Raw genomic sequence first — 20,911 nt, forward strand, 5'->3', positions numbered from 1 at the left:
TTCAGGCGCCTTGCCTTCGGGGTGGCTGTGGCGTGGATGCTGGCAGGCCGCTGAGCTGCGGGCAGGCCAATTATTCGACCGTCACAAAAAATTCGCCTTTCGGTGCGGATCGCTGCATTTTTCTGACATTTCTGCCTTGACGCGCGGCCGTGGCTGGCGTACCTCGCACCCCGACGGCGCGGTAGCTCAGTTGGTTAGAGCGAACGACTCATAATCGTTAGGTCGGGAGTTCGAGTCTCCCCCACGCCACCATTTCTCCTTGAAAACAAAGACTCGACCACTGGCATAGTGCTGGGTGACTGCGCGGCGTTTCCGCCTGTGAACATCAGCGTCCAGCCGCTGTGTCTGATCAGATATCGCCTGGGCATGGGGCGTGGCCGTGGGCCAAGGGTGGCACGGGCGTGTCAGATGTCCTTGCGGGCGCGCAGGGCCGCCGTGATGGTGCCTTCGTCGAGGTAATCCAGTTCTCCGCCGATGGGCACGCCCTGCGCAAGAGAGGTGAGTCGAACCCGGCCGTTGAGCTGATCGGCAATGTAATGCGCCGTGGTCTGGCCGTCGATCGTGGCGTTGAGCGCCAGAATCACCTCCGTGACGTTTTCGGCTTGAACCCGGTCCACCAGACGGGGAATGCGCAGCTCGTCAGGGCCGACGGCATCCAGCGCCGACAGCGTGCCGCCAAGCACGTGATAGCGCCCTTTGAAGACCGCCGCCCGCTCCATCGCCCAGAGATCCGCGACATCCTCCACCACGCAGAGTTCGCCATTGGCGCGGGTCATATCCTCGCAGATGGTACAGAGATCGCTGGTGCCGACATTGCCGCAGTTGAGGCATTCACGAGCCGTGGCTGCAACGTCACTCATCGTTTCAGCCAGTGGTGTCAGCAGCAGGGCGCGTTTGCGGATCAGGTGCAAGACCGCCCGGCGGGCAGAGCGCGGCCCCAGCCCTGGCAGTTTGGCCATCAGGGCAATCAGGTCTTCGATATCGGTGGTGGAGTTCTTGATCATGCCTAACGCCCCTATCTGCCCTGCTATATAGGCTGATTGCCCTTGGAAAGCACAAGGGGGCGCAGGCAGTCTGTTCAGGTTTTGTTTTACAGTGCCTGCGGGGCAAAAGAAAAGGCGGCCACAGGGCCGCCTGATAGGGTCTGCATGATGCCGCAGCTTAGAACGGCAGTTTGATATCCTTGGGAAGGCCCATGCTTTCGGTCAGCTTGGCCATTTCGTCCTGCGCCTTCTCGGCTGCCTTCGCTTGGGCATCCTTGATTGCGGCGAGGATCAGGTCTTCGACCACTTCCTTGTCGTCGCCGTTGAAGATCGACGGATCAATATCCAGCGCCTTCAGATCGCCCTTGGCCGAGGCGGTCGCCTTGACCAGACCTGCGCCTGCTTCGCCGGTGACCATGACATTGTGCAGGTCTTCCTGCATCTGCGCCATCTTGGTTTGCAGTTCCTGTGCCGATTTCATCATCTTGGCCATGTCGCCAAGACCGCCGAGGCCTTTGAGCATCTGTTTTCTCCTAAGTGCGAGGGCGCAGCGCGCCGTAAGTCATCCCGGCACATATCGCAACTGCAAGGCCGATGAACAAGTGGGGTGGCGCCAAGCAATCTTCTGCAAGGTCGTAGGCTACCGCATAATCCAGCGCGTTTTCGTACCGGTCAACCGCAACGACAAAGGCAAGACCGGCCCAGAGCACGGCAGCGATTGCGAAGGTCGGGCGGTTTCGTGTGGTCAGAGCGATGCCCGCAAGGGCAAGCAACGCAAGGGACACGGGCAGGGTGGAGAGGCCTATCAACTCATCCCAGGCGGTGGCCGGACCATCGCCCGGTTTCCAAGACAGCCGTTCCTTATCACAGACTTCTGCAATTGCTGCGGCGGGAAACAGCGTCATTATACCTGCAAAGCAAGTTACTCTTCTTCGAAGGGATCCCATTCGTCCTCGACCTCTGGCAGGGCGTCTGCTTCGACCTCGGCGGCGAGGTCTTCGGCGGTGCGGATCTTGATGATCCTGGCCTTGGGGAAGCTGTCCAGAACGGCCTGTACGATCGGATGTTGACTGGCCTTGTCGCGCAGGGCGTTTTCAACTGCATTGTCGCGTTCGGTGATCGTCTCACCACCGCCTTCGTTTGCGATGGAAATGACCCAGCGTGCCTGCGTCCAGGTCTGCAGCTGCTGGCCAAGGCGTTGTGCCAGATCCTTGGGCGCGTCATCGGTGGGCTGGATGGTGATCCGCCCCGGCTGGTAGGAGACCAGCCTCAGGTAGGTTTTGACATATTCCAGCAGCAGGCCATCCCGGCGGACGCGAATCAGTTCAACGATATGTTCAAAGCTGGGGTATCGGGCCAGCGCCTGATCCATCTGCGGCGCAAGGGCAGTGGCCGGTCCGCCGCCCGTGGCGGAGATGGTCTGCGACATCGTCGGCCCGCTGCCAGGGCCGGGCTGATAGCCGGAGGCTGTCTGACCCGTGTTGTGGCCGGAGTTTTGATTCTGGCCGGTGTTTTGGCCCGCATATTGCCCGGCATGGTGCCCCTGCGCGCCCGCCTGCGGCAGGGGGGCGCCATTGCCGGGGCCAGCTGGTGGCGGCGGCGGGGTGTCCTGAAGCGTGCGCATCAGCTGTTCGGGGGTTGGCAAATCAGCCACATGGGTCAGGCGGATCACCGCCATTTCGGCCGCCATCATCGCGTTGGGGGCGGCGGCAACCTCCTCCAGAGCCTTCAGAAGCATCTGCCACATCCGCGTCAGCACCCGCATCGGCAGGGCTTCGGCCATCTGGCCGCCACGGGCGCGCTCATCGGGGCTGACGGTGGGGTCTTCAGCCGCATCAGGCGTGATCTTCACCACAGAAACCCAATGGGTGATCTCCGCCAGATCGCGCAGCACCGCCAACGGGTCTGCGCCCTCGGCATATTGCGCACTGAGTTCCGTCAGTGCCGCCGCCGCATCGCCGCGCAGGATCATGTCCATCAGGTCCAGTACCCGGCCGCGGTCGGCAAGGCCCAGCATGGCGCGGACCTGATCGGCGGTGGTCTCGCCCGCGCCATGGGAAATCGCCTGATCCAGGAGCGAGGTCGCATCCCGGGCAGATCCTTCGGCGGCGCGAGTGATGAGCGCCAGCGCGTCGTCGGCAATCTGGGCGCCCTCAGCCGCTGCGATCTTGCGCAGGAGGGCAATCATCACCTCCGGCTCGATCCGGCGCAGGTCAAACCGCTGGCAGCGCGACAGCACCGTCACCGGCACCTTGCGGATTTCGGTGGTGGCGAAGATGAACTTCACATGCGCGGGCGGCTCCTCCAGCGTCTTCAAGAGCGCGTTGAACGCGCTGGTCGATAGCATGTGAACTTCGTCGATGATGTAGATCTTGTAGCGGGCCGAGGCGGCGCGGTACTGCACCGAGTCAATGATCTCGCGGATGTCTCCGACACCTGTGCGCGAGGCCGCGTCCATCTCCATCACATCGACATGGCGGCCTTCCATGATCGCCGTGCAATGCTCGCATTTGCCGCAAGGATCGGTGGTGGGGCCGCCCTGGCCATCCTCGCCGATGCAGTTCATGCCCTTGGCGATGATCCGGGCGGTTGTGGTTTTGCCGGTGCCGCGGATGCCTGTCATGATGAAGGCCTGGGCAATGCGATCGGCGGCAAAGGCGTTCTTCAGCGTCCGCACCATGGCGTCCTGACCCACCAGATCGGCAAAGGTCTCGGGCCGGTATTTGCGAGCCAGAACCTGGTATTGACCCGAGGTTTGGTCTGCTGTGTCGCCTGCTGTGTCGCTCATGATGTCTCGTGCCAGATTCGGGGGTCGGTCGTTGATGTCCGGGTAAAGTAGGCAAGCCCGCGCGTGGCGTCCACCGCTGATGGTGGTCGCGGTAGGATAAGCCGTGTGTGCCATCGGGCTTTCAGAAACCATTAGGTGCAGGGCCGACAGATCGCTACATTGGAGGATGTGATCGTCCGGGGGGATTGCTGGCGTAGGATCAGGCGGTGAATTGGCAGTGGGGGCTGACCATGGAGGATGGATCTCAACACGGTGACATCGAAGAGGAGCGGGCCGGGGGCACGCTGATCTTGCACGCGCTTTCGGTGGCGGATGGTATTCTGGCGCTATGCCCGCTGCCCGGTGCAGGGGGCGATTATCGTGGCGATATGGACCACATTCGAGAGTGGCAGCCCGGTTTGGTCATTTCGATGACCACGGAGGAGGAACATGCCGCAGTTGGTGCCGAGACGATCGGGACGGATCTGCAGAGTATCGGCAGCCGATGGATACATTTGCCCGTCCCTGATTTCAGTGCGCCGCCGCCGGAGATCCTGAGCCGTTGGCCGGAGGTCAGCCATCTGGCGCGCAAGGCGCTTGTTGGCGGTGGTCGCGTGCTGGTGCATTGCCGGGGTGGCTGTGGCCGGTCTGGCATGGTGGTGCTGCGGCTGATGACGGAATGCGGCGAGCGGCCGGATCTGGCGTTGGCACGGCTACGGGCCATTCGCCCCTGCGCAATCGAGACCGACGCTCAGATGATCTGGGCGTATGGCCCGAGGCGTATTCCCGGCAAAGGCTCCTGACCGCGGCTGTGTGAAACGGGTCGACACAGGGAGATGCTCCCGCCCGGATATGACCTTCGGCAAGGTCATATCCCGTTGGGCGTGGCGCCGCGCAAGCGCGGCGTGCGGTCCTTTCAAAGCGGCGTTCAGCTGACAGCTGCGAGCTGCGGCGGGGTGATTCGGGCCATCTGAGGTGCCAGCGGCACAGCCTGTGCCAAGCCGCAGGGGTAATCCGGCAGCTTGGCAAGGGGGAGGCTGTCAGCCGAGGGCAGAAAGAGGGCATCCGCGAAACGGTCAAGACCGGCCAGATCCGCCTCTTGCGAGACACCACAATAAATGCGGATGCGGTCATGTCTGGCGGCAAATCTCGCCTCGCAGGGCCGGTCGCAGGCGGTCAGCTCGCATGTCCCGGCAATTTCGAAATCCTCGGTTGTGACGGCTTTTGCCTGTCCCATGGCGGCGGCGAGGCGCGCAATCATGCGCTCTGCCGCCGGGCAGGGTTGCCCCAGATGCTGGCAGGTGCTCAGGGAATAGCCATGTGTCGTATCAGTCCAGTTCATTGCGCCCTCCGCGCGAAGGAGGGGATGAACGGTCAGAGCTGGCAGGCCAATCGGCGGACATGCAGACCCTGCCAGGACACCCCGCCCGGTTTCGAGTTTCTCATCAGATGGCAGGTCTCCTGACTCGCGGGTCGCGGCAACTTCGGGGCCTTCCCAACACCGTGGGATCCAACGGGATCCGTGGCATCAGTGGCATGGTCCGAGGTTGCTCACCGCTTACAGTTGCGGGGGCAGTCGCGGCATTGATCCGGTATGTCTACCATCTCGCACCGTGTTCCCTTTTCATCCTGATCGCGTGGCAGCGATGCAGGAACCATCTGCCACTAGGGCTAGCGGCTGGCGGGGCGAGTCGTCAAGCGCTACGTCAGGGGGGGTGGGGTATTTCTTCGGCGTATTGCCTACCATATCGGGGCGGAGTGGCGCCCCGTGCCACTATATATAGCGGCAATGCCAGCGCCGTTTGGTGTGGTGGATCAGCGGCCAAACTGGCAAGAAGCAGCTAACTCTGCCCGGGGCGGCGACTGAATGTCGGGGATGGGGGGAGGTGAGAGGTTGGACATCGACCCAAGCGGGGCTCGTTGTGGCTGCTTCCTTCCGGATCTGACCAGGTTGGCGAGGCGCTTGCCCGCGCCAACCTCTCACTGGTCGATATAGGAGGGCAGATCAGGAATGGCAAGCCCGTCTGACCGCAATAAGGCGCATGGCAGCGGGCGCATTCAGGCGGGGATCAGAGCTTGACACCGATCCGCAAAAATCCGTCGGCGGTTGTGCCGTGCAAATTGTGGCGGGCCGGGTCGAGATCGGTGAGATATGTGCGGGCGCCGGGTCCGGTAAAGATCTCGACCTCGGTCGAGGGGTGACTGGACAGTCGCCAAGGGGGCGGCGCTTGTTCCAATGGATCTCGCATCAGGCGCCCGGCGACATAATCGCAAATCACGTCCCTGACCCGCAGGGGGGGCGTCGGCAGGCGGGTCGCGGCCTGGGCCATCGTGAAGTTGCCGCCGCCGCCAATGCGGTAACTGCTTACTGCTACGGCGAAATGTTGGTTCTCTGGTATTGGAGCCCCTTTCCAGCGCAGGTTGCGGATTCGGTGATTGCTGGGGTCAATCAGCTCACCATCGCTGGCAAATCTGGCAGGTACGGAGACATCGATGTCGTATTGCAGCCCAAAGATGACATCAAAGTTGTGACCGGCCCGGTCCGTGTCCAACAGCGGGTCTCCAGAGGTGCCCGGCGCGATCTGATTGAAGAGACCCGCCGACATCTCCAGCCAATCGCGCAGCTGGGCACCATTCAGAACCACCGTGCGCAGCTCGTTCGGGAAGGGCTGGATGTCGACGACATGGCGCATGTACATCTGGCCGGCCGGTACATCTGTGTAGTTGGACGGACCTGACCGGGCGCCGAATTTGCCGGGAGCGGTCGCTGAGAGCAGTGGCAGGTTTCCGGCAACAGTATCTCGCAGGGCGGGGCGCACCGCAGCGGCCTGGGCCCAGGCCACCAGCGCGAGGGCCTGATCGCGACCAAGGAAGGTAAAATAAGAGTGCAGCGGTCTGCTGGTGCTGCCGACAGGCTGGGCCATCCGCCTGCGTGTCTCTGCGTGGTCTTCTGCGAGGGCGTCGACCATGACGGGGTCTTCGGCCACCAGGGGAACGAGGATGCCACCCGCGCCGGCGATGGTCTTGCGCCGGGCGATAGGGCGCAATCTGCAGGTGGTTTTGGTCACGGTCCAGCGGCCCGATTGCAGCTGGACGTGCAGGTCGATCACGCCGAGGTGTGAGCCATGGGCACCCGGCATCACCACAGGCGCGGATACGGGGTGGCGCGGATCCGGCAGGGTCAGATGAGTGTGACCTCCGATGATGGCGTCCAGAACGCCAAGATCTGCAAGCGGGTGGAGTGCGTTCTCAATGCCGTATCCGGTAGTTTGCTCTCCGATACCGGTATGGGCCAGCGCGATGACGATATCGCAGCCCCTGGCGCGCAACGCGTCGGCCTGCCGGGCGGCACATTGCACCATGTCGTCGATGGTGACGCGACCCTGCAGCTGATGCGCGGCCCATTTCAGGGTTTGCATCGGCAGAACCGAGAGCACGCCGATCCGAAGCGGCAGATCCTCCGAACCGGGGAAAACGCGTTCGAGCACTGCGGACTGGCAAAAAGGCAAGGAAGCCTGCGGATCCACCAGCTGCATATTTGAGCAGATGACGGGGCAGGAGATCTGCAGCAAGGCCTGCCTGAGCTGATCCAGGCCGAAATCGAAATCATGGTTGCCGAGCCCGATGGCATCGTAGCCGAGTAGGTCGAACGCGCGGGCAACCGGGGCCGGGCGGGTCTCGCTGAGCTGCATCGGGCGCTCTGCTATCGGGGTGCCGAAGATGCTGTCGCCATTGTCGACAAGCAGTGTCGCGGCGCCTTTGGCAGCGGCTTCCTCGCGCGCCTCAGCGATCAGTGTGGCAACACGAGAGAGCCCCAGGCTTGGGTCGGGGCGATCAGAATAATAGTCGTGACTCAAAAGATTAGCATGCAGATCCGTGGTCGCCAGAATGCGCAGGGATCCGACCTTTTCGTCTTCGGTTTGATCCGATCCTGTCATATTGCGTTTCTTAGCGGTCTCACGGCGAACCCCGGGGTGGCATTGATTGCCAATTTATTAACAAGCCTGTTTGCCTGTTTGAAGCAATCAAATGTGACGCCCGAAAGTCGCTTGTTGCCGAAAATTCTAATCAATCGCGTTGCTTTCCACTTGAGATGCTGCGGAATTACGGTTTTCACCTGTTGCGAGGGGTCAGGATATTTCTAGATCACTGTGGCGCAGAGGAAACAGCTTATCATCTCATAGATGTATTTCTCTGCCAGATTCAGGTGCTGCGACACATCCGTGCGCAGACGTAGCAGCGGGGCAGCGCGATGCGACAGGCGGAACAAGTGACATTTGGTGGCAGCGGTCTGGACCGGGCCGCACAGCTCCGGGATGATCCGGCGGCCCTGACAACACGCTGGCAGAGCGAAAATTGCCGTATCCTTTTGATTTGGAGAGGGAAACCGCTATGTACACTACCCGAGGCGGGAGTGGAGAGCGGCGCTGTGCCGGATGCTCTGGCTTGGATCGGGTCGGATCATCCCCTGGCGACGGCTGGTGTGGGGCAGGCGGTCTTCCTGGGATGCTGTGCTGCTGGTTTGGCACGGTTCTCGCTTGATATCAGTGGGTGGCAGCCAGACAATCATGACGAGAGCGCGCTGCGCGGCTTTGTCGACAACAGTGAACAGCGGCACCCGGATTTGCCCACTGACACGGGGTTTGTGGAGCTGCGCCGCATCATGGCACAACTCAGTCGCGAGGACGCCGAACTGGCAGCGATGGCACGGGCGGTGTTCGGCTGGCATCACAGCCATGGGTTCTGCGCCTGTTGTGGCGCGAAAAGCAATATGGCGCAGGCTGGCTGGCAGCGGCTTTGTCCCAGTTGCGGTGCGGCCCATTTTCCGCGTACCGACCCGGTGGTCATCATGCTGATCACCCATGGTGATGCCGTTCTGGTTGGTCGCTCGCCGGGGTGGCCGGAGGGGATGTATTCGCTGCTGGCCGGTTTCGTGGAGCCGGGAGAAACGCTGGAAGCAGCCGTGAGACGCGAGACGGAAGAGGAAACAGGGGTGAAGGTCGGCGCCGTCAGCTACCTGTCCAGCCAGCCCTGGCCGTTTCCTATGTCGTTGATGTTCGGCTGTGCGGGCGAGGCTCTGGGGCGGGAGATCACCATCGACCCGAAAGAAATCGAAGCGGCGCGCTGGGTTTCGCGGCAGGAGATGATGACGGTTTTTGAAGGGGGCCATCCTGAAATTCGCAGACCGCGCAACGGCGCAATTGCACATTTCCTTTTGCAGAACTGGCTTGCAGATACACTGGATTGAGACGAATAGTAGAATTCAGCTCAAGACTGCCATTGGATCTTGCAGATCCGCCGTAACGACAGGATGCCCATGGATTTCTCCAGCAAAGAAGACATCGACGCACCTATCGCCGAAGTCTTTCGGTCGATTTCTGATTTCGAGAGCATGGAGCGGATGGCGTTGCGTCGGGGTGTCGATGTGCAGCGCCTGGGAGATGCGCAGCATCCGGAGAACGGGCTGGCCTGGGACATCGAATTTCAGTTCCGCGGAAAGAAGCGCAATCTGCATCTGTCGCTCAGCACCTACGAGCCGGTAACTCAGATGATTCTGAGCGGCACGGGTAGCGGGATGGATGGCACGATGGATATTGAGCTGCTGGCGCTATCGCCCCAGCGCACCCGGCTTTCCGTGACCCTGACGCTGACACCGAAGACACTGTCAGGGCGTTTGATGGTTCAGTCGCTGAAACTGGCCAAAACCAAACTCAAGCGTGGTTTCAAGAAGCGGGTGTCCGAGTTCGCCAAGCAGACGGAAGAGCGCGTCAATCGTTCAGCCTGAGCGTGGCCCGCGGGCCAACCGGCTGCTGGGTTGGATTCGGGATGACCGATCCGGGGCCGGTAGCTGAGGCCGCCATCGACGCGTTAGCCGCGACGACACCGGTCAGAATCGGTCGTCATTGGCCGGGTAGACACCCAGTATTTCAATGTTGGTGGTGAAATAGGCCAGCTCGTCCATGGCGAGCTGCACATTTGGATCGTCGGGATGACCGTCGATATCTGCATAGAACTGGGTCGCTGTGAAGGACCCGTCGACCATGTAGCTCTCCAGCTTGGTCATGTTGATACCGTTGGTCGCGAATCCGCCCATCGCCTTGTAGAGAGCTGCCGGGATGTTGCGGACCTGAAAGACAAAGCTGGTGATCATGCCGTGGTTGCCACGGCGCTCCAGATTCGGCTCACGCGACATGGTCAGGAAGCGCGTGGTATTGTTGCCATGATCCTCGATATGGCGTGCCAGCACCTCAAGGCCGTAGATCTCTCCGGCCAATTCGCTGGCCAGCGCCGCATGGCTCTTGTCGCCCTGTTCAGCGACATCGCGCGCGGCGCGGGCGTTGTCCGGGCTGACGCGGCCGCGAATGTTGTTTTCGCTGAGGAAGCGCGCGCATTGCGGGAGCAGCACCAGATGCGAATGAGCGTCCTTGATATCCTCAAGCCGCGCACCAGGAACGCCAAGAAGATTGATATGCACCCGCACAAAGGCCTCATCAATGATGTGCAAACCGCTGTGGGGCAGCAGGCGGTGGATATCCGCAACGCGCCCGTAGGTGGAGTTCTCCACCGGCAGCATCGCCAATTCGGCTTTGCCGTTGCGGACAGCGTCAATGGCATCCTCGAAGTTGCGACAAGGCAGCACGTCCATGTCGGGGCGCTCCTTGCGGCAGGCTTCGTGGCTGTAGGAGCCAAGCTCCCCCTGAATGGCAATTCTATGGGTCATAACTGCGACATCCGTGCAAAACTTCAAAAACGGGCGTTTCGTCGCGCTGTCTATACCTTGCCACTTGAGAGGGGAAGCCTTAGACACCCTCCCAGACAGCTGAAATGGACTCGCGATCATGTTTGACACGATGACCCTTACCAAAGCGACCGCAGGCTTTTGCGGCGCTTTCCTCGTGCTCCTGCTAGGCAAATGGGCCGCAGAGGGGCTCTATCACACCGAAGCTCATGGCGAGGCTTCCTATGTGATCGAAGTGGAAGAGGCAGGTGCGGAAGAAGTAGTTGAAGTCGTCGACTTCGGCGAACTGATGGCCGCCGCAGATGTTGGCAAAGGTGCCAATGTCTTCAAGAAATGCTCCGCCTGCCACAAACTCGAAGCTGGTGCCAATAGCACCGGTCCTTACCTCTACGGAGTCGTTGGTCGCCCGATTGCTGCCGCAGATGGCTTTGGCTATTCCGCGTCGCTGGCGGGGATGGGCGGCGAATGGACAGCTGAAGAGCTCGATGCCTTCCTGACCAAACCATCGCAATATGCGCCGGGCACCACCATGAGCTTCAGTGGCCTGAAAAAACAGAGCGATCGGGTGAACCTGATTGCCTATCTGGACAGCCTCGACAACTGATTTCAGTTGCTTTTGCCCATGATCAAAAGACCGCGCCAGTTGGTGCGGTCTTTTTGCTTTCGGGGTGTGCTGGCGCGGATTTGATGTCTAGGCAGGCGGGTTCATGCCCTGACATCGGTTGACACACGGGAAATTCAGCCAATCTGAACTTGAATGTAGGGGGCCGGCCCGCTTAGCTTTGGGACAGAGAATGATCCTGGCAGCGAAGGCCGGACAATGGAGGTATTGGCAGATGAAGACGCCCACCACACCGCGTCGTGCCGTTTTGGCCCGAGCGATTGATCCGCAACCGCTTTTCCGGGCCGTGATGACAGGGTTTGCCGCATTTGCGATGCTGGCACTGGCCGCCACCCTGGGACATGCCGAAGACAAGGTAATCAAAAGCCACGGGTTCACCGAATTTGGAGAGTTGAAATATCCCGAAGGCTTTGAACATTTCGACTACGTCAATCCGAAGGCGCCCAAAGGGGGCGAACTGTCTCTGTCGGCGGTGGGCACCTTTGACAGCATGAACCCCTATACCCGCAAGGGTCGGGGCGGCGCGATGTCGGCGGACCATTTTGAATCGCTGATGATTGGATCCTATGACGAGCCGGGATCCTACTATGGGCTGCTGGCCGAAAGCCTTGAGTATCCCGAAAGCCAGGATTGGGTGATTTTCAACATGCGCCCCGAAGCGCGGTTTTCGGACGGAACCCCTGTCACGGCTGAGGATGTGGTGTTTTCCCACAACCTGCTGCTGGAGCAGGGATTGCAGTCCTATGCGGAGGCGGTGAAGAAACGCATCCCCAAGGCCGAGGTTCTTGGCCCGCATCGGGTGAAATTCTACTTTTCGCCGGATTTCCCGCGCCGGGCGATGATCACGCAGGTCGGCGGCACCTCGGTGTTCTCCAAGGCATGGTTCGAGGCAGACCCGGAGAACCGCCGCCTGGATGAGCCGCGTCTGGATCCTGGCATCGGATCAGGTCCCTATGTGGTGGAAACGGTCGATGTGAACCAGCGCATCATCTACAAACGCAACCCCGACTATTGGGGTAACGACGTCAACGTGAACGTCGGGCGTCACAACTATGACCGCATCCGCATCGAGTATTTTGGCGACAGCGTGGCCGCGATGGAAGGGTTCAAGGCAGGCATTTACACCATGCGGCCAGAAAACAGCTCCAAGAGCTGGGCAACGTCGTATGAGTTCGATGCGGTCAAGGAGGGGGATGTGGTGAAGGGGGAATTCCCGGATGGCAATGTCCCGGCCGCCAGTGGGTTTGTGATGAACCTCCTGCGCCCCAAATTCCAAGATCCGCGCGTGCGTGAGGCGGTTCAGCTTGGCTATAATTTCGAATGGACCAATGACAGCCTGCAGTATGGGCTGTTCGCGCAGCGCCATTCCTTCTGGCAAGACACAGCGCTGGAAGCCAAGGGCCTGCCCGAGGGGCGCGAACTGGAGGTGCTGAAGGATCTGGGCGATCTCATTGATCCAGCGCTGCTGACCAGCGAACCGGTGATGGCTCATAGCTCCAACCCGGATCGTCCGGCGGATCGGCGTAACCTGCGTCGGGCCATGAAGCTGCTGGATGAGGCGGGATGGACTGTTGGCAACGACGGTCTGCGTCGCAACGCCGAAGGAGAGCTGCTGAAGCTGGAATTCCTGATCGATTCGCCGACGATCGAACGGATCGTGCAGCCCTATATCGCCAATCTGCGCCAGATAGGGATCGACGCGATTTCCAACCGGGTCGATTTTGCGCAATATACCAGCCGCCGTCGTGAAAAAGACTTCGACATGATCACCTACGCCTACCCGAAATATCTGCAACCTTCGACCGGGCTCTATCAGCAGTTTGGGTCTGACGCGCACGAGTTTTCGGTGTTCAACCCGGCTGGAATGGCGGACCCAGCAGTTGATACGCTGATCGGCGCGATCGTGAAGGCAGAAGAACAGGAAGAACTATATGCCAATGTGCGTGCCCTAGATCGCGTCCTGCGCGCCAAGCGGTTCATGGTGCCGACCTGGTATCTGGATGTGAACTGGGTGGCCTATTGGAATTTCTATGAGCAGCCAGAGACCCTGCCGCTGTTCGATCTGGGGTTGAGTGATGTCTGGTGGGTCAACGCCGAGAAAGAAGCGGCATTGAAATCCTCCGGCGCGTTGAGGTAAGCGCCTGACATGGCAGCCTATATCCTTAGACGTTTTCTTCTGGTGATCCCGACCCTGTTCGGGATCCTCGTCATCAATTTTGCTCTGGTGCAATTTGTGCCGGGGGGGCCGGTTGAGCAGATGATCGCACAGCTGGAAGGCGGCGGTGACGTCTTTGAAGGCTTCGCCGGGGGCGGCGGGGATGCGGGCAGTGAGGCCGTTGCCGCCAATGACAACTACGCTGGCCGACAGGGGCTGCCGCCGGAGCTGATCGCAGAGCTGGAACGGCAGTATGGCCTGGACAAGCCGCCGTTGGAGCGGTTCCTCCTGATGGTCGGCAACTACATGCGCTTTGACTTCGGGGAGAGCTACTTTCGCAAGATTGATGTGATGGATCTGGTGCTGGAGAAAATGCCGGTGTCGATCTCCCTGGGGCTCTGGTCGACGCTGATCGCCTATCTGATTTCGATCCCGCTGGGCATCCGCAAGGCGTTGCGCGATGGCAGCCGGTTTGACACCTGGACCAGCGGTCTGATCATCGCAGCCTATGCGATCCCCGGCTTTCTGTTTGCGATTCTGCTGCTGGTGCTGTTTGCCGGCGGCTCTTACTGGCAGATCTTTCCACTGCGGGGGCTGACCTCCGACAATTGGGAGAGTCTCAGCCTGTTTGGCAAGGTGGCGGATTATTTCTGGCACATCACGCTGCCGGTAGTCGCCTCGACCATATCCGCCTTCGCCACGCTGACGCTGCTGACGAAGAACTCCTTTCTGGATGAGATCAAGAAGCAATATGTCATGACGGCACGGGCCAAGGGGCTGAGCGAGCGGCGCGTGCTCTACGGCCATGTCTTCCGCAATGCGATGCTGATCGTGATCGCGGGTTTTCCGGCAGTCTTCATCGGTGTGTTCTTCTCCGGCAGCCTGATCATCGAAACGATCTTCTCGCTCGATGGTCTCGGGCGGCTGGGGTTCGAGGCGGCCGTGGCGCGCGACTATCCGGTGATCTTTGGCACGCTGTTCATCTTTGGTTTGATGAGCCTTGTTGTCGGCATTATCTCCGACCTCATGTATGTGATCGTCGATCCGCGTATCGACTTTGAAAAGAGAGAGGGCTGACAGATGGCTTTGTCTCCGCTCAACCAGCGCCGCTGGAACAATTTCTGCCGCAATCGCCGGGCTTTCTGGTCGCTGTGGATCTTCTCGGTCCTGTTTGGCATTTCGCTCTTTGCCGAGTTCATCGCCAACGACAAACCGATGCTGGTCAACTACCGCGGTTCGTATTTCACCCCGGTGTTCAATTTCTACCCGGAGACAGTCTTTGGTGGCGATTTCCAGACCGAGGCGGCGTACCGCGACCCTGAGGTTCGGTGTCTGATTGCCTCCGGCGGGATCGAAGACTGCTTTGACGACCCCGAAACTATTCTGGAAGAGATCGAGGTCGGTACATTTTCAGCCGACGGGTTTGTCGAAGGATGGGCCATCTGGCCGTTGATTCCCTATTCGTTTAACACCACGGTCGACCGGCCCGGTGCGGCACCGCTGCCACCGAATGGAGAGAACCTGCTGGGCACCGATGACACCAAACGGGATGTGCTGGCGCGGGTCATTCATGGTTTCCGTCTGTCGATCCTGTTTACCCTGATGGTCACTGGTGCAGCAACATTGGTCGGTATTGCTGCGGGTGCGGTTCAGGGGTTCTTTGGCGGGTGGCTGGACCTGATCTTTCAGCGCGTGATCGAGATCTGGGGATCCATCCCGCAGCTCTATGTCATCATCATCATGTTTGCGATCCTTGGGCGCAGCTTCTGGCTGTTGGTGGTGTTGATGATCCTGTTCAGCTGGACCGCCCTTGTGAGCGTGGTGCGGGCCGAGTTCCTGCGCGCGCGAAATCTGGAATACGTCCGCGCTGCCAAGGCGCTCGGGGTCGGGAATATGACCATCATGTTCCGCCATATGCTGCCCAATGCGATGGTGGCGACGCTGACGTTTCTGCCTTTCATCGTGACGGGCACAATTGGCACGCTTGCAGGGCTGGACTTCCTCGGCTTTGGCCTGCCGTCCTCGGCGCCCTCGCTGGGCGAGCTGACCTTGCAGGCAAAACAGAACCTGGAGGCGCCCTGGCTTGCTTTCACCGCGTTTTTCACCTTTGCCATCATGCTGTCGCTGCTGGTCTTCATCTTTGAAGGGGTGCGCGATGCCTTTGACCCGAGAAAGACCTTCTCATGACCGGTTCAGGCTCTAATCCGCAGAATAGAGGCGTCGCGGCCTCCTGTTCGCCGCCGTGCGATGGTGCGACCCGCAAATGCTCCAACCCATGGGCAATCCGATGACAACACGCGATCAAACTGCGCCGCTATTAAACGTCGAGAACCTGCGCGTGTCTTTCCGCCAGGATGGAAAGGTGACCGAGGCCGTGCGCGGTGTGTCCTTCTCTGTTGGTCGCGGCGAAACAGTCGCGCTGGTGGGGGAGAGCGGGTCCGGGAAGTCGGTGACTGCGCTGTCCACCGTGTCATTGCTGGGGGACAGCGCCACTGTCAGCGGGTCTGTCACCTACGACGGACAGGAAATGGTCGGCGCCAGTGACCGCCGCCTTCGGCAGGTGCGCGGCAACGATATCAGCTTCATCTTTCAGGAGCCGATGACCTCGCTCAACCCGCTGCACACGATCGAGAAACAGCTGGCCGAGTCGCTGGCACTGCATCAGGGGCTGGCGGGCGCTGCGGCGCGGAACCGGATTTTGGACCTGCTGAACCGGGTTGGTATCCGCGACGCTGAAACCCGTCTCGATGCCTATCCGCATCAATTGTCGGGTGGTCAGCGCCAGCGGGTGATGATCGCGATGGCCCTGGCCAACCAGCCCGATATCCTGATCGCGGATGAACCCACCACCGCACTGGATGTCACGATCCAAGCCCAGATCCTTGAACTGCTCGCGGACCTGAAGGCCAGCGAGGGCATGGGGCTGCTGTTCATTACCCACGACCTGAGCATTGTGCGCCGGATCGCGGATCGTGTCTGTGTCATGCAGGCCGGAGTAATTGTCGAGACCGGACCGACAGCTGAGATTTTCGCCAATCCGCAGCATCCCTATACCCGCAAACTGCTGGATGCCGAACCCACAGGCCAGCCGGAGCCGGTGCCTCAGGCTGCTGAAGAGTTGGTTCGGACCGAGGATCTGAAGGTCTGGTTCCCGATCCAGAAAGGCTTGCTGAAACGTACCGTCGGCCATGTGAAGGCTGTGAACCCGACATCGCTTTCGGTGCGGGCGGGCGAAACGCTGGGCATCGTCGGCGAAAGCGGCAGCGGCAAGACAACGCTGGCTCTTGCCATCATGCGGCTGATTGCGTCGGACGGGCGTGTGGAATTCCAGGGACAGGATCTGCGCCAATGGTCTACGAGGGATCTGCGGCGGCTGCGTGCCGATATGCAGATCGTGTTTCAGGATCCTTTTGGCTCGCTCAGCCCGCGTATGACCTGCGCGCAGATCATTGCCGAAGGTCTGGCCATCCACAATGTCGATCAGGATCGGGATCCTCGGGATCTGGTGGCTGAGGTCATGACGGAGGTTGGTCTCGATCCGGCCTTTATGGATCGTTATCCGCATGAGTTTTCCGGCGGCCAGAGGCAGCGGATCGCCATTGCGCGAGCCATGGTGCTGCGGCCGAAACTGGTCGTGCTGGACGAACCCACATCGGCGCTGGACATGACGGTACAGGTTCAGATCGTCAACCTGCTGCGCGACCTGCAAAAGCGCTACGGGCTGGCCTATCTGTTCATCTCCCATGACCTGAACGTCGTGCGCGCGATGTCGCACAAGATGATCGTGATGAAGCAGGGCGATGTGGTGGAGGCGGGATCGGCTGCGGAACTCTTTGCCAACCCGTCGGATCCTTATACGCGGCAGTTGCTCGCTGCGGCTGGATGAGGGCTTGTTTCGGCGGATAGGCCGGATCCTGAGCTTTGGCTCCGATGGTATGGGGGTCGCGACAGTTTGGCAGATCCGGCTTGCTGAAACGGCTGAGGCTGTCGCCGGCGCCTAACCTGCTGAGATAGCTAACAAGACTGCCCTGCACGGGTTATGTGGTGGGGCGGCCGTCCGGTGGGTTGGCACATCATGCCAACAAACGCGGCGTCGCCAATTGTGATTTGCGCGGCACATGTTTAAGTTGGTGGTTGCAGGTTGGCTTTGGCCTTGGCGCAGATCAAATCGGATCAATCATGAACGCTCCTACCATTCACAATGTGAACTGCGGCGATTGCCCCATTCGTCACCGCGCTGTTTGTGCGCGCTGTGATGCGGATGAATTGGAAGTCCTGGATTCGATCAAATACTACCGCACATATGAGGCCGGTCAGCCGATCACCTGGTCCGGCGACCGGATGGATTTCGTAGGGTCGGTTGTGTCCGGCATTGCGACCCTGACGCAGACGATGGAAGATGGCCGCACCCAGATGGTCGGCCTGCTCTTGCCCAGCGATTTTGTCGGGCGACCGGGGCGCGATACGGCTGCCTATAATGTCGTGGCGACATCCACGGTGGTCATGTGCTGTTTTCGCAAGAAACCGTTTGAGGACATGATGTCCCAGACGCCGCATGTGGCGCATCGGTTGCTTGAGATGACGCTGGACGAACTGGACGCGGCGCGGGAATGGATGCTGGTTCTGGGACGCAAGACAGCGCGCGAAAAAATCGCCAGCCTTTTGTCCATTCTGGCCCGGCGCGATGCGTCCCTACAGCGCCACAAGGACAGCAACCGGCGGGTATTCGATCTGCCGCTGACCCGGGAAGCAATGGCTGACTATCTGGGGCTGACGCTGGAGACAGTCAGCCGACAGGTCTCAGCCCTGCGTAGGGATGGTGTCATTGAACTGGAAGGCAAACGGCATGTGACCGTGCCTGACATGGGCCGCCTGATGGAAGAAGCCGGCGACGACAGCGACGGGGGCTGTCTGATCTGACTTTCCGATAGAGCGCATGAGCAAGGGGCCAGCAACCGCGGCCCCTTCTTTTTTGGACCGCAGCTAATGCGCCATCAGAACCGGGACTTTGGCCTTCTCAAGCATGTTGCGGGTCGCACCGCCCAGGATTGCCTCGCGGAACCGGGAATGGCCGTAGGCGCCCATTACGATCAGATCGGCAGCCGTATCCACGGCGTGGCGGTTCAGCACATCGGAGACCCGGGTCATTGTTTTGCTCAGTACGTCGATCTCACATTTGACCCCGTGGCGTGACAGCATCTGGCAGAGCATTCCGCCTGGATCGGAACGTTCTGGACCGTGCTGCGGCGGATCAATCACCACCACACGCACCACATCCGCTGCCTGAAGCATCGGCAGCGCCTTGCGAATGGCGGTCATCGCTTCGATGCTTTCGTTCCAGGCAACCAGAACGGTTTTGGGTTGGTCGGGCAGTGGGCAGTCATCTGGAACCACCAGTACCGGCGCGCGGCCTTCGAATAGGGCGGCCTCGACGATGGCCTCCGCTTCGGCGGGGCGATCCTTGCCATAGGGCTGGCCCAAAACGACAAGATCAGAGAACCGCGCCATTCGTGCAACATGACGGCCGATATCGGCCATTTGCGCGACACCGGTCTCGACGTTGAAAGTCACGGCGGATCGCGTCAGCCGCTCGGTGGCGGCGGTTTCGATCTCGGCCACCTCCTCTTTGGCGCGGGCAAGGGTCTCCTGCAGTACCATCGCGTTGGCACCGGCGTAGTAGTACCCGGTCTGGGTGCGATCCACCCCCAGGCACAGGGCATCCAGATGGCCGTCGCTCATGCGGGTCAGCGAGATGGATTGCTCCAGCTGTGATCCGGTGTTTGCGGGTGTGGTCAGCACAGTCAGTAGTGTTTTGTAGGACATATTAACCTCACATGAGTATGAGCGACCGCAACAAACTTGTGGTTGTGCCGCGTGTTGCGCCATTGTGAAAGTGCTTCTCACATTCTGCGGCGAACCGTCTTGATACAGATCAAGGCGTTGTCCGGCGCAGTTTTGCATTTAAGGCTCAGAAAAAATCTGTCTGACGCGACCCAGAGAATCGTGTCGGGCAAGGAAAAGGGACGCAAGATGTCTAATTATATCAAGCTGATCGCGCTTGGCTTGGTCACGCTCTTTGCGATGATCGCGACCAATTACGCGCGGGATTTGGCCTATCAGGTTCATGCGATCATCATCATGATCGTGGCTGGTGGGCTGTTTCTATACACCCTACAACACACCGATGAGCCTGTGACTGCAACGGGATCGTTACAGGGCGAGTACTTTGACAGTGTTGTACGCGCCGGTGTGGTCGCAACCGCGTTCTGGGGGGTGGTCGGGTTTCTGGTCGGGGTGTTCATCGCCTTCCAGCTGGCCTTTCCGGTCCTGAACTTCGAATGGGCGCAGGGGCTGGCGAACTTTGGGCGGCTCCGTCCATTGCATACCTCGGCGGTGATTTTCGCCTTTGGCGGTAACGCGCTGATTGCGACATCTTTTTATGTGGTGCAGCGCACCTCGGCCGCCCGTCTCTGGGGGGGCAATCTGGCGTGGTTTGTGTTCTGGGGCTATCAGCTCTTCATCGTGCTGGCGGCGACCGGATATCTCTTCGGCTCGACCCAGTCGAAGGAATATGCCGAGCCGGAGTGGCACGTTGACCTGTGGCTGACCATCGTCTGGGTTGCCTATCTCGCGGTGTTCCTGGGCACCGTTATCAAGCGCAAGGAGCCGCATATCTATGTGGCCAACTGGTTCTACCTCGCCTTTATCGTCACCGTGGCGATGCTGCATCTGGTTAACAACATGACGATCCCGGTCAGCATCTGGGGATCCAAATCCGTGATCCTTTGGTCCGGTGTGCAGGATGCGATGGTGCAGTGGTGGTATGGCCACAATGCCGTCGGATTTTTCCTGACCGCGGGGTTCCTTGGCATGATGTATTATTTTGTGCCCAAGCAGGCGGAACGACCGGTGTTTTCATACAAGCTGTCGATCATCCACTTCTGGGCGTTGATCTTCCTTTATATCTGGGCGGGTCCCCACCATCTGCATTACACCGCGCTGCCGGATTGGGCGTCGACCCTTGGCATGGTGTTCTCCATCGTGCTGTGGATGCCCAGCTGGGGCGGCATGATCAACGGCCTGATGACACTGTCGGGTGCCTGGGACAAGCTGCGCACCGACCCGGTGATCCGTATGATGGTGATCTCGATCGGCTTTTATGGCATGTCCACCTTTGAAGGTCCGATGATGTCGATCCGCGCGGTGAACTCGCTGTCGCATTACACCGACTGGACCATTGGTCACGTTCACTCCGGTGCGCTTGGCTGGAACGGCATGATCACCTTTGGTGCCCTCTACTTCTTGGTGCCGGTCCTGTGGAAACGTGAGCGCCTCTATTCGCTCAGCCTGGTGTCCTGGCACTTCTGGCTGGCGACAATCGGCATCATTCTCTACGCGGCGTCGATGTGGGTGACCGGCATTATGGAAGGCCTGATGTGGCGTGAAGTGGATGCCAACGGGTTCCTTGTGAACTCCTTTGCCGACACCGTGGCTGCAAAGTTCCCGATGTATGTGGTGCGCGCCCTCGGCGGGGTCCTGTTCCTCGCTGGTGCTCTGATCATGTGCTACAATCTCTGGATGACCGTACGACGGGCGCCGGCCAAAGAGGCCAGCCTGACCGTTGCGGTTCCGGCTGAATAAGGAG

The 20,911-nt window shown here is 60.3% G+C and carries 18 protein-coding genes, 1 tRNA gene, 1 other RNA gene and 1 riboswitch; of the genes, 11 read left to right on the plus strand and 9 right to left on the minus strand.

Annotated elements, in window-relative coordinates:
• Positions 1 to 175 precede the first annotated feature (175 nt).
• A tRNA-Met gene (locus VXL81_RS13240) sits at positions 176 to 252 on the plus strand.
• 152 nt (positions 253 to 404) lie between these two features.
• Here the strand turns inward: VXL81_RS13240 and recR are convergent.
• The 4 genes from recR to VXL81_RS13260 all read right to left on the minus strand — a co-directional run bounded on the left by recR (position 405) and on the right by VXL81_RS13260 (position 3,771).
• A complete protein-coding gene (recR, locus tag VXL81_RS13245; protein ID WP_416534616.1) occupies positions 405 to 1,004 on the minus strand; it encodes a recombination mediator RecR in 600 nt (199 codons plus the stop codon).
• 157 nt (positions 1,005 to 1,161) lie between these two features.
• Complete coding sequence (locus tag VXL81_RS13250) at positions 1,162 to 1,506, minus strand: YbaB/EbfC family nucleoid-associated protein (protein ID WP_019298230.1); 345 nt, start codon at positions 1,504 to 1,506, stop codon at positions 1,162 to 1,164.
• A 10-nt stretch (positions 1,507 to 1,516) separates the two neighbouring features.
• A complete protein-coding gene (locus tag VXL81_RS13255; protein ID WP_340546704.1) occupies positions 1,517 to 1,888 on the minus strand; it encodes a hypothetical protein in 372 nt (123 codons plus the stop codon).
• A 17-nt stretch (positions 1,889 to 1,905) separates the two neighbouring features.
• The gene (locus tag VXL81_RS13260; protein WP_340546705.1) at positions 1,906 to 3,771 is read right to left on the minus strand and encodes a DNA polymerase III subunit gamma/tau; all 1,866 of its coding nucleotides are present in this window, start codon (positions 3,769 to 3,771) and stop codon (positions 1,906 to 1,908) included.
• 230 nt (positions 3,772 to 4,001) lie between these two features.
• Here VXL81_RS13260 and VXL81_RS13265 point away from each other — a divergent pair, with 230 nt between their 5' ends.
• The gene (locus tag VXL81_RS13265) at positions 4,002 to 4,553 is read left to right on the plus strand and encodes a protein-tyrosine phosphatase family protein (protein WP_340546844.1); all 552 of its coding nucleotides are present in this window, start codon (positions 4,002 to 4,004) and stop codon (positions 4,551 to 4,553) included.
• A 125-nt stretch (positions 4,554 to 4,678) separates the two neighbouring features.
• On the opposite strand, the gene VXL81_RS13270 is transcribed toward VXL81_RS13265, so the two are convergent.
• From VXL81_RS13270 to VXL81_RS13280, 3 genes are all read right to left on the minus strand, one after another.
• Positions 4,679 to 5,092: a hypothetical protein gene (locus tag VXL81_RS13270; protein ID WP_416541112.1), complete on the minus strand. Its 414-nt coding sequence runs from the start codon at positions 5,090 to 5,092 to the stop codon at positions 4,679 to 4,681.
• 91 nt (positions 5,093 to 5,183) lie between these two features.
• A riboswitch (cobalamin riboswitch) is annotated at positions 5,184 to 5,425 on the minus strand.
• 209 nt (positions 5,426 to 5,634) lie between these two features.
• Positions 5,635 to 5,733: signal recognition particle sRNA small type (gene ffs, locus VXL81_RS13275), an RNA gene on the minus strand.
• An 86-nt stretch (positions 5,734 to 5,819) separates the two neighbouring features.
• Positions 5,820 to 7,688 (minus strand): 5'-nucleotidase C-terminal domain-containing protein, encoded by a 1,869-nt coding sequence (locus tag VXL81_RS13280; protein ID WP_416554657.1) that lies wholly within the window; start codon positions 7,686 to 7,688, stop codon positions 5,820 to 5,822.
• Between the two features lie 314 nt (positions 7,689 to 8,002).
• Here VXL81_RS13280 and nudC point away from each other — a divergent pair, with 314 nt between their 5' ends.
• Positions 8,003 to 8,998, plus strand: coding sequence for an NAD(+) diphosphatase (gene nudC / locus VXL81_RS13285; RefSeq protein WP_416534611.1), 996 nt, complete (start codon positions 8,003 to 8,005; stop codon positions 8,996 to 8,998).
• Positions 8,999 to 9,067: 69 nt separating this feature from the next.
• Entirely contained in the window at positions 9,068 to 9,535 is a 468-nt protein-coding gene (locus VXL81_RS13290; RefSeq protein WP_340546709.1) for an SRPBCC family protein, read from the plus strand.
• A gap of 102 nt (positions 9,536 to 9,637) precedes the next feature.
• Here the strand turns inward: VXL81_RS13290 and VXL81_RS13295 are convergent, their stop codons facing one another.
• Positions 9,638 to 10,471, minus strand: coding sequence for a prephenate dehydratase (locus VXL81_RS13295; protein ID WP_416554659.1), 834 nt, complete (start codon positions 10,469 to 10,471; stop codon positions 9,638 to 9,640).
• A 118-nt stretch (positions 10,472 to 10,589) separates the two neighbouring features.
• Here VXL81_RS13295 and VXL81_RS13300 point away from each other — a divergent pair, with 118 nt between their 5' ends.
• The 6 genes from VXL81_RS13300 (at position 10,590) to fnrL (ending at position 18,186) form a co-directional block, all read left to right on the plus strand.
• On the plus strand, positions 10,590 to 11,093 hold the full coding sequence (locus VXL81_RS13300; RefSeq protein WP_340546711.1) for a c-type cytochrome: 504 nt from the start codon (positions 10,590 to 10,592) through the stop codon (positions 11,091 to 11,093).
• Positions 11,094 to 11,325: 232 nt separating this feature from the next.
• The gene (locus VXL81_RS13305; RefSeq protein WP_416545198.1) at positions 11,326 to 13,248 is read left to right on the plus strand and encodes an extracellular solute-binding protein; all 1,923 of its coding nucleotides are present in this window, start codon (positions 11,326 to 11,328) and stop codon (positions 13,246 to 13,248) included.
• A 9-nt stretch (positions 13,249 to 13,257) separates the two neighbouring features.
• Positions 13,258 to 14,343, plus strand: a complete 1,086-nt coding sequence (locus tag VXL81_RS13310) for a microcin C ABC transporter permease YejB (protein ID WP_340546713.1) — start codon at positions 13,258 to 13,260, stop codon at positions 14,341 to 14,343.
• 3 nt (positions 14,344 to 14,346) lie between these two features.
• Positions 14,347 to 15,453: an ABC transporter permease gene (locus VXL81_RS13315; protein ID WP_416554661.1), complete on the plus strand. Its 1,107-nt coding sequence runs from the start codon at positions 14,347 to 14,349 to the stop codon at positions 15,451 to 15,453.
• Between the two features lie 88 nt (positions 15,454 to 15,541).
• Complete coding sequence (locus VXL81_RS13320) at positions 15,542 to 17,152, plus strand: ABC transporter ATP-binding protein (RefSeq protein ID WP_340546845.1); 1,611 nt, start codon at positions 15,542 to 15,544, stop codon at positions 17,150 to 17,152.
• Positions 17,153 to 17,445: 293 nt separating this feature from the next.
• The gene (gene fnrL / locus VXL81_RS13325) at positions 17,446 to 18,186 is read left to right on the plus strand and encodes a transcriptional regulator FnrL (RefSeq protein ID WP_340546715.1); all 741 of its coding nucleotides are present in this window, start codon (positions 17,446 to 17,448) and stop codon (positions 18,184 to 18,186) included.
• 63 nt (positions 18,187 to 18,249) lie between these two features.
• On the opposite strand, the gene VXL81_RS13330 is transcribed toward fnrL, so the two are convergent.
• Positions 18,250 to 19,089, minus strand: a complete 840-nt coding sequence (locus VXL81_RS13330) for a universal stress protein (RefSeq protein WP_416554663.1) — start codon at positions 19,087 to 19,089, stop codon at positions 18,250 to 18,252.
• 207 nt (positions 19,090 to 19,296) lie between these two features.
• On the opposite strand from VXL81_RS13330, the gene ccoN reads away from it, so the two are divergent.
• Positions 19,297 to 20,907 (plus strand): cytochrome-c oxidase, cbb3-type subunit I, encoded by a 1,611-nt coding sequence (gene ccoN / locus VXL81_RS13335; protein WP_340546717.1) that lies wholly within the window; start codon positions 19,297 to 19,299, stop codon positions 20,905 to 20,907.
• Positions 20,908 to 20,911 lie beyond the last annotated feature (4 nt).

Origin of the sequence: Phaeobacter sp. JH204B, from assembly GCF_048055755.1 — a bacterium.
In the GTDB taxonomy this organism is placed as follows: Bacteria; Pseudomonadota; Alphaproteobacteria; order Rhodobacterales; family Rhodobacteraceae; genus Phaeobacter; species Phaeobacter bryozoorum.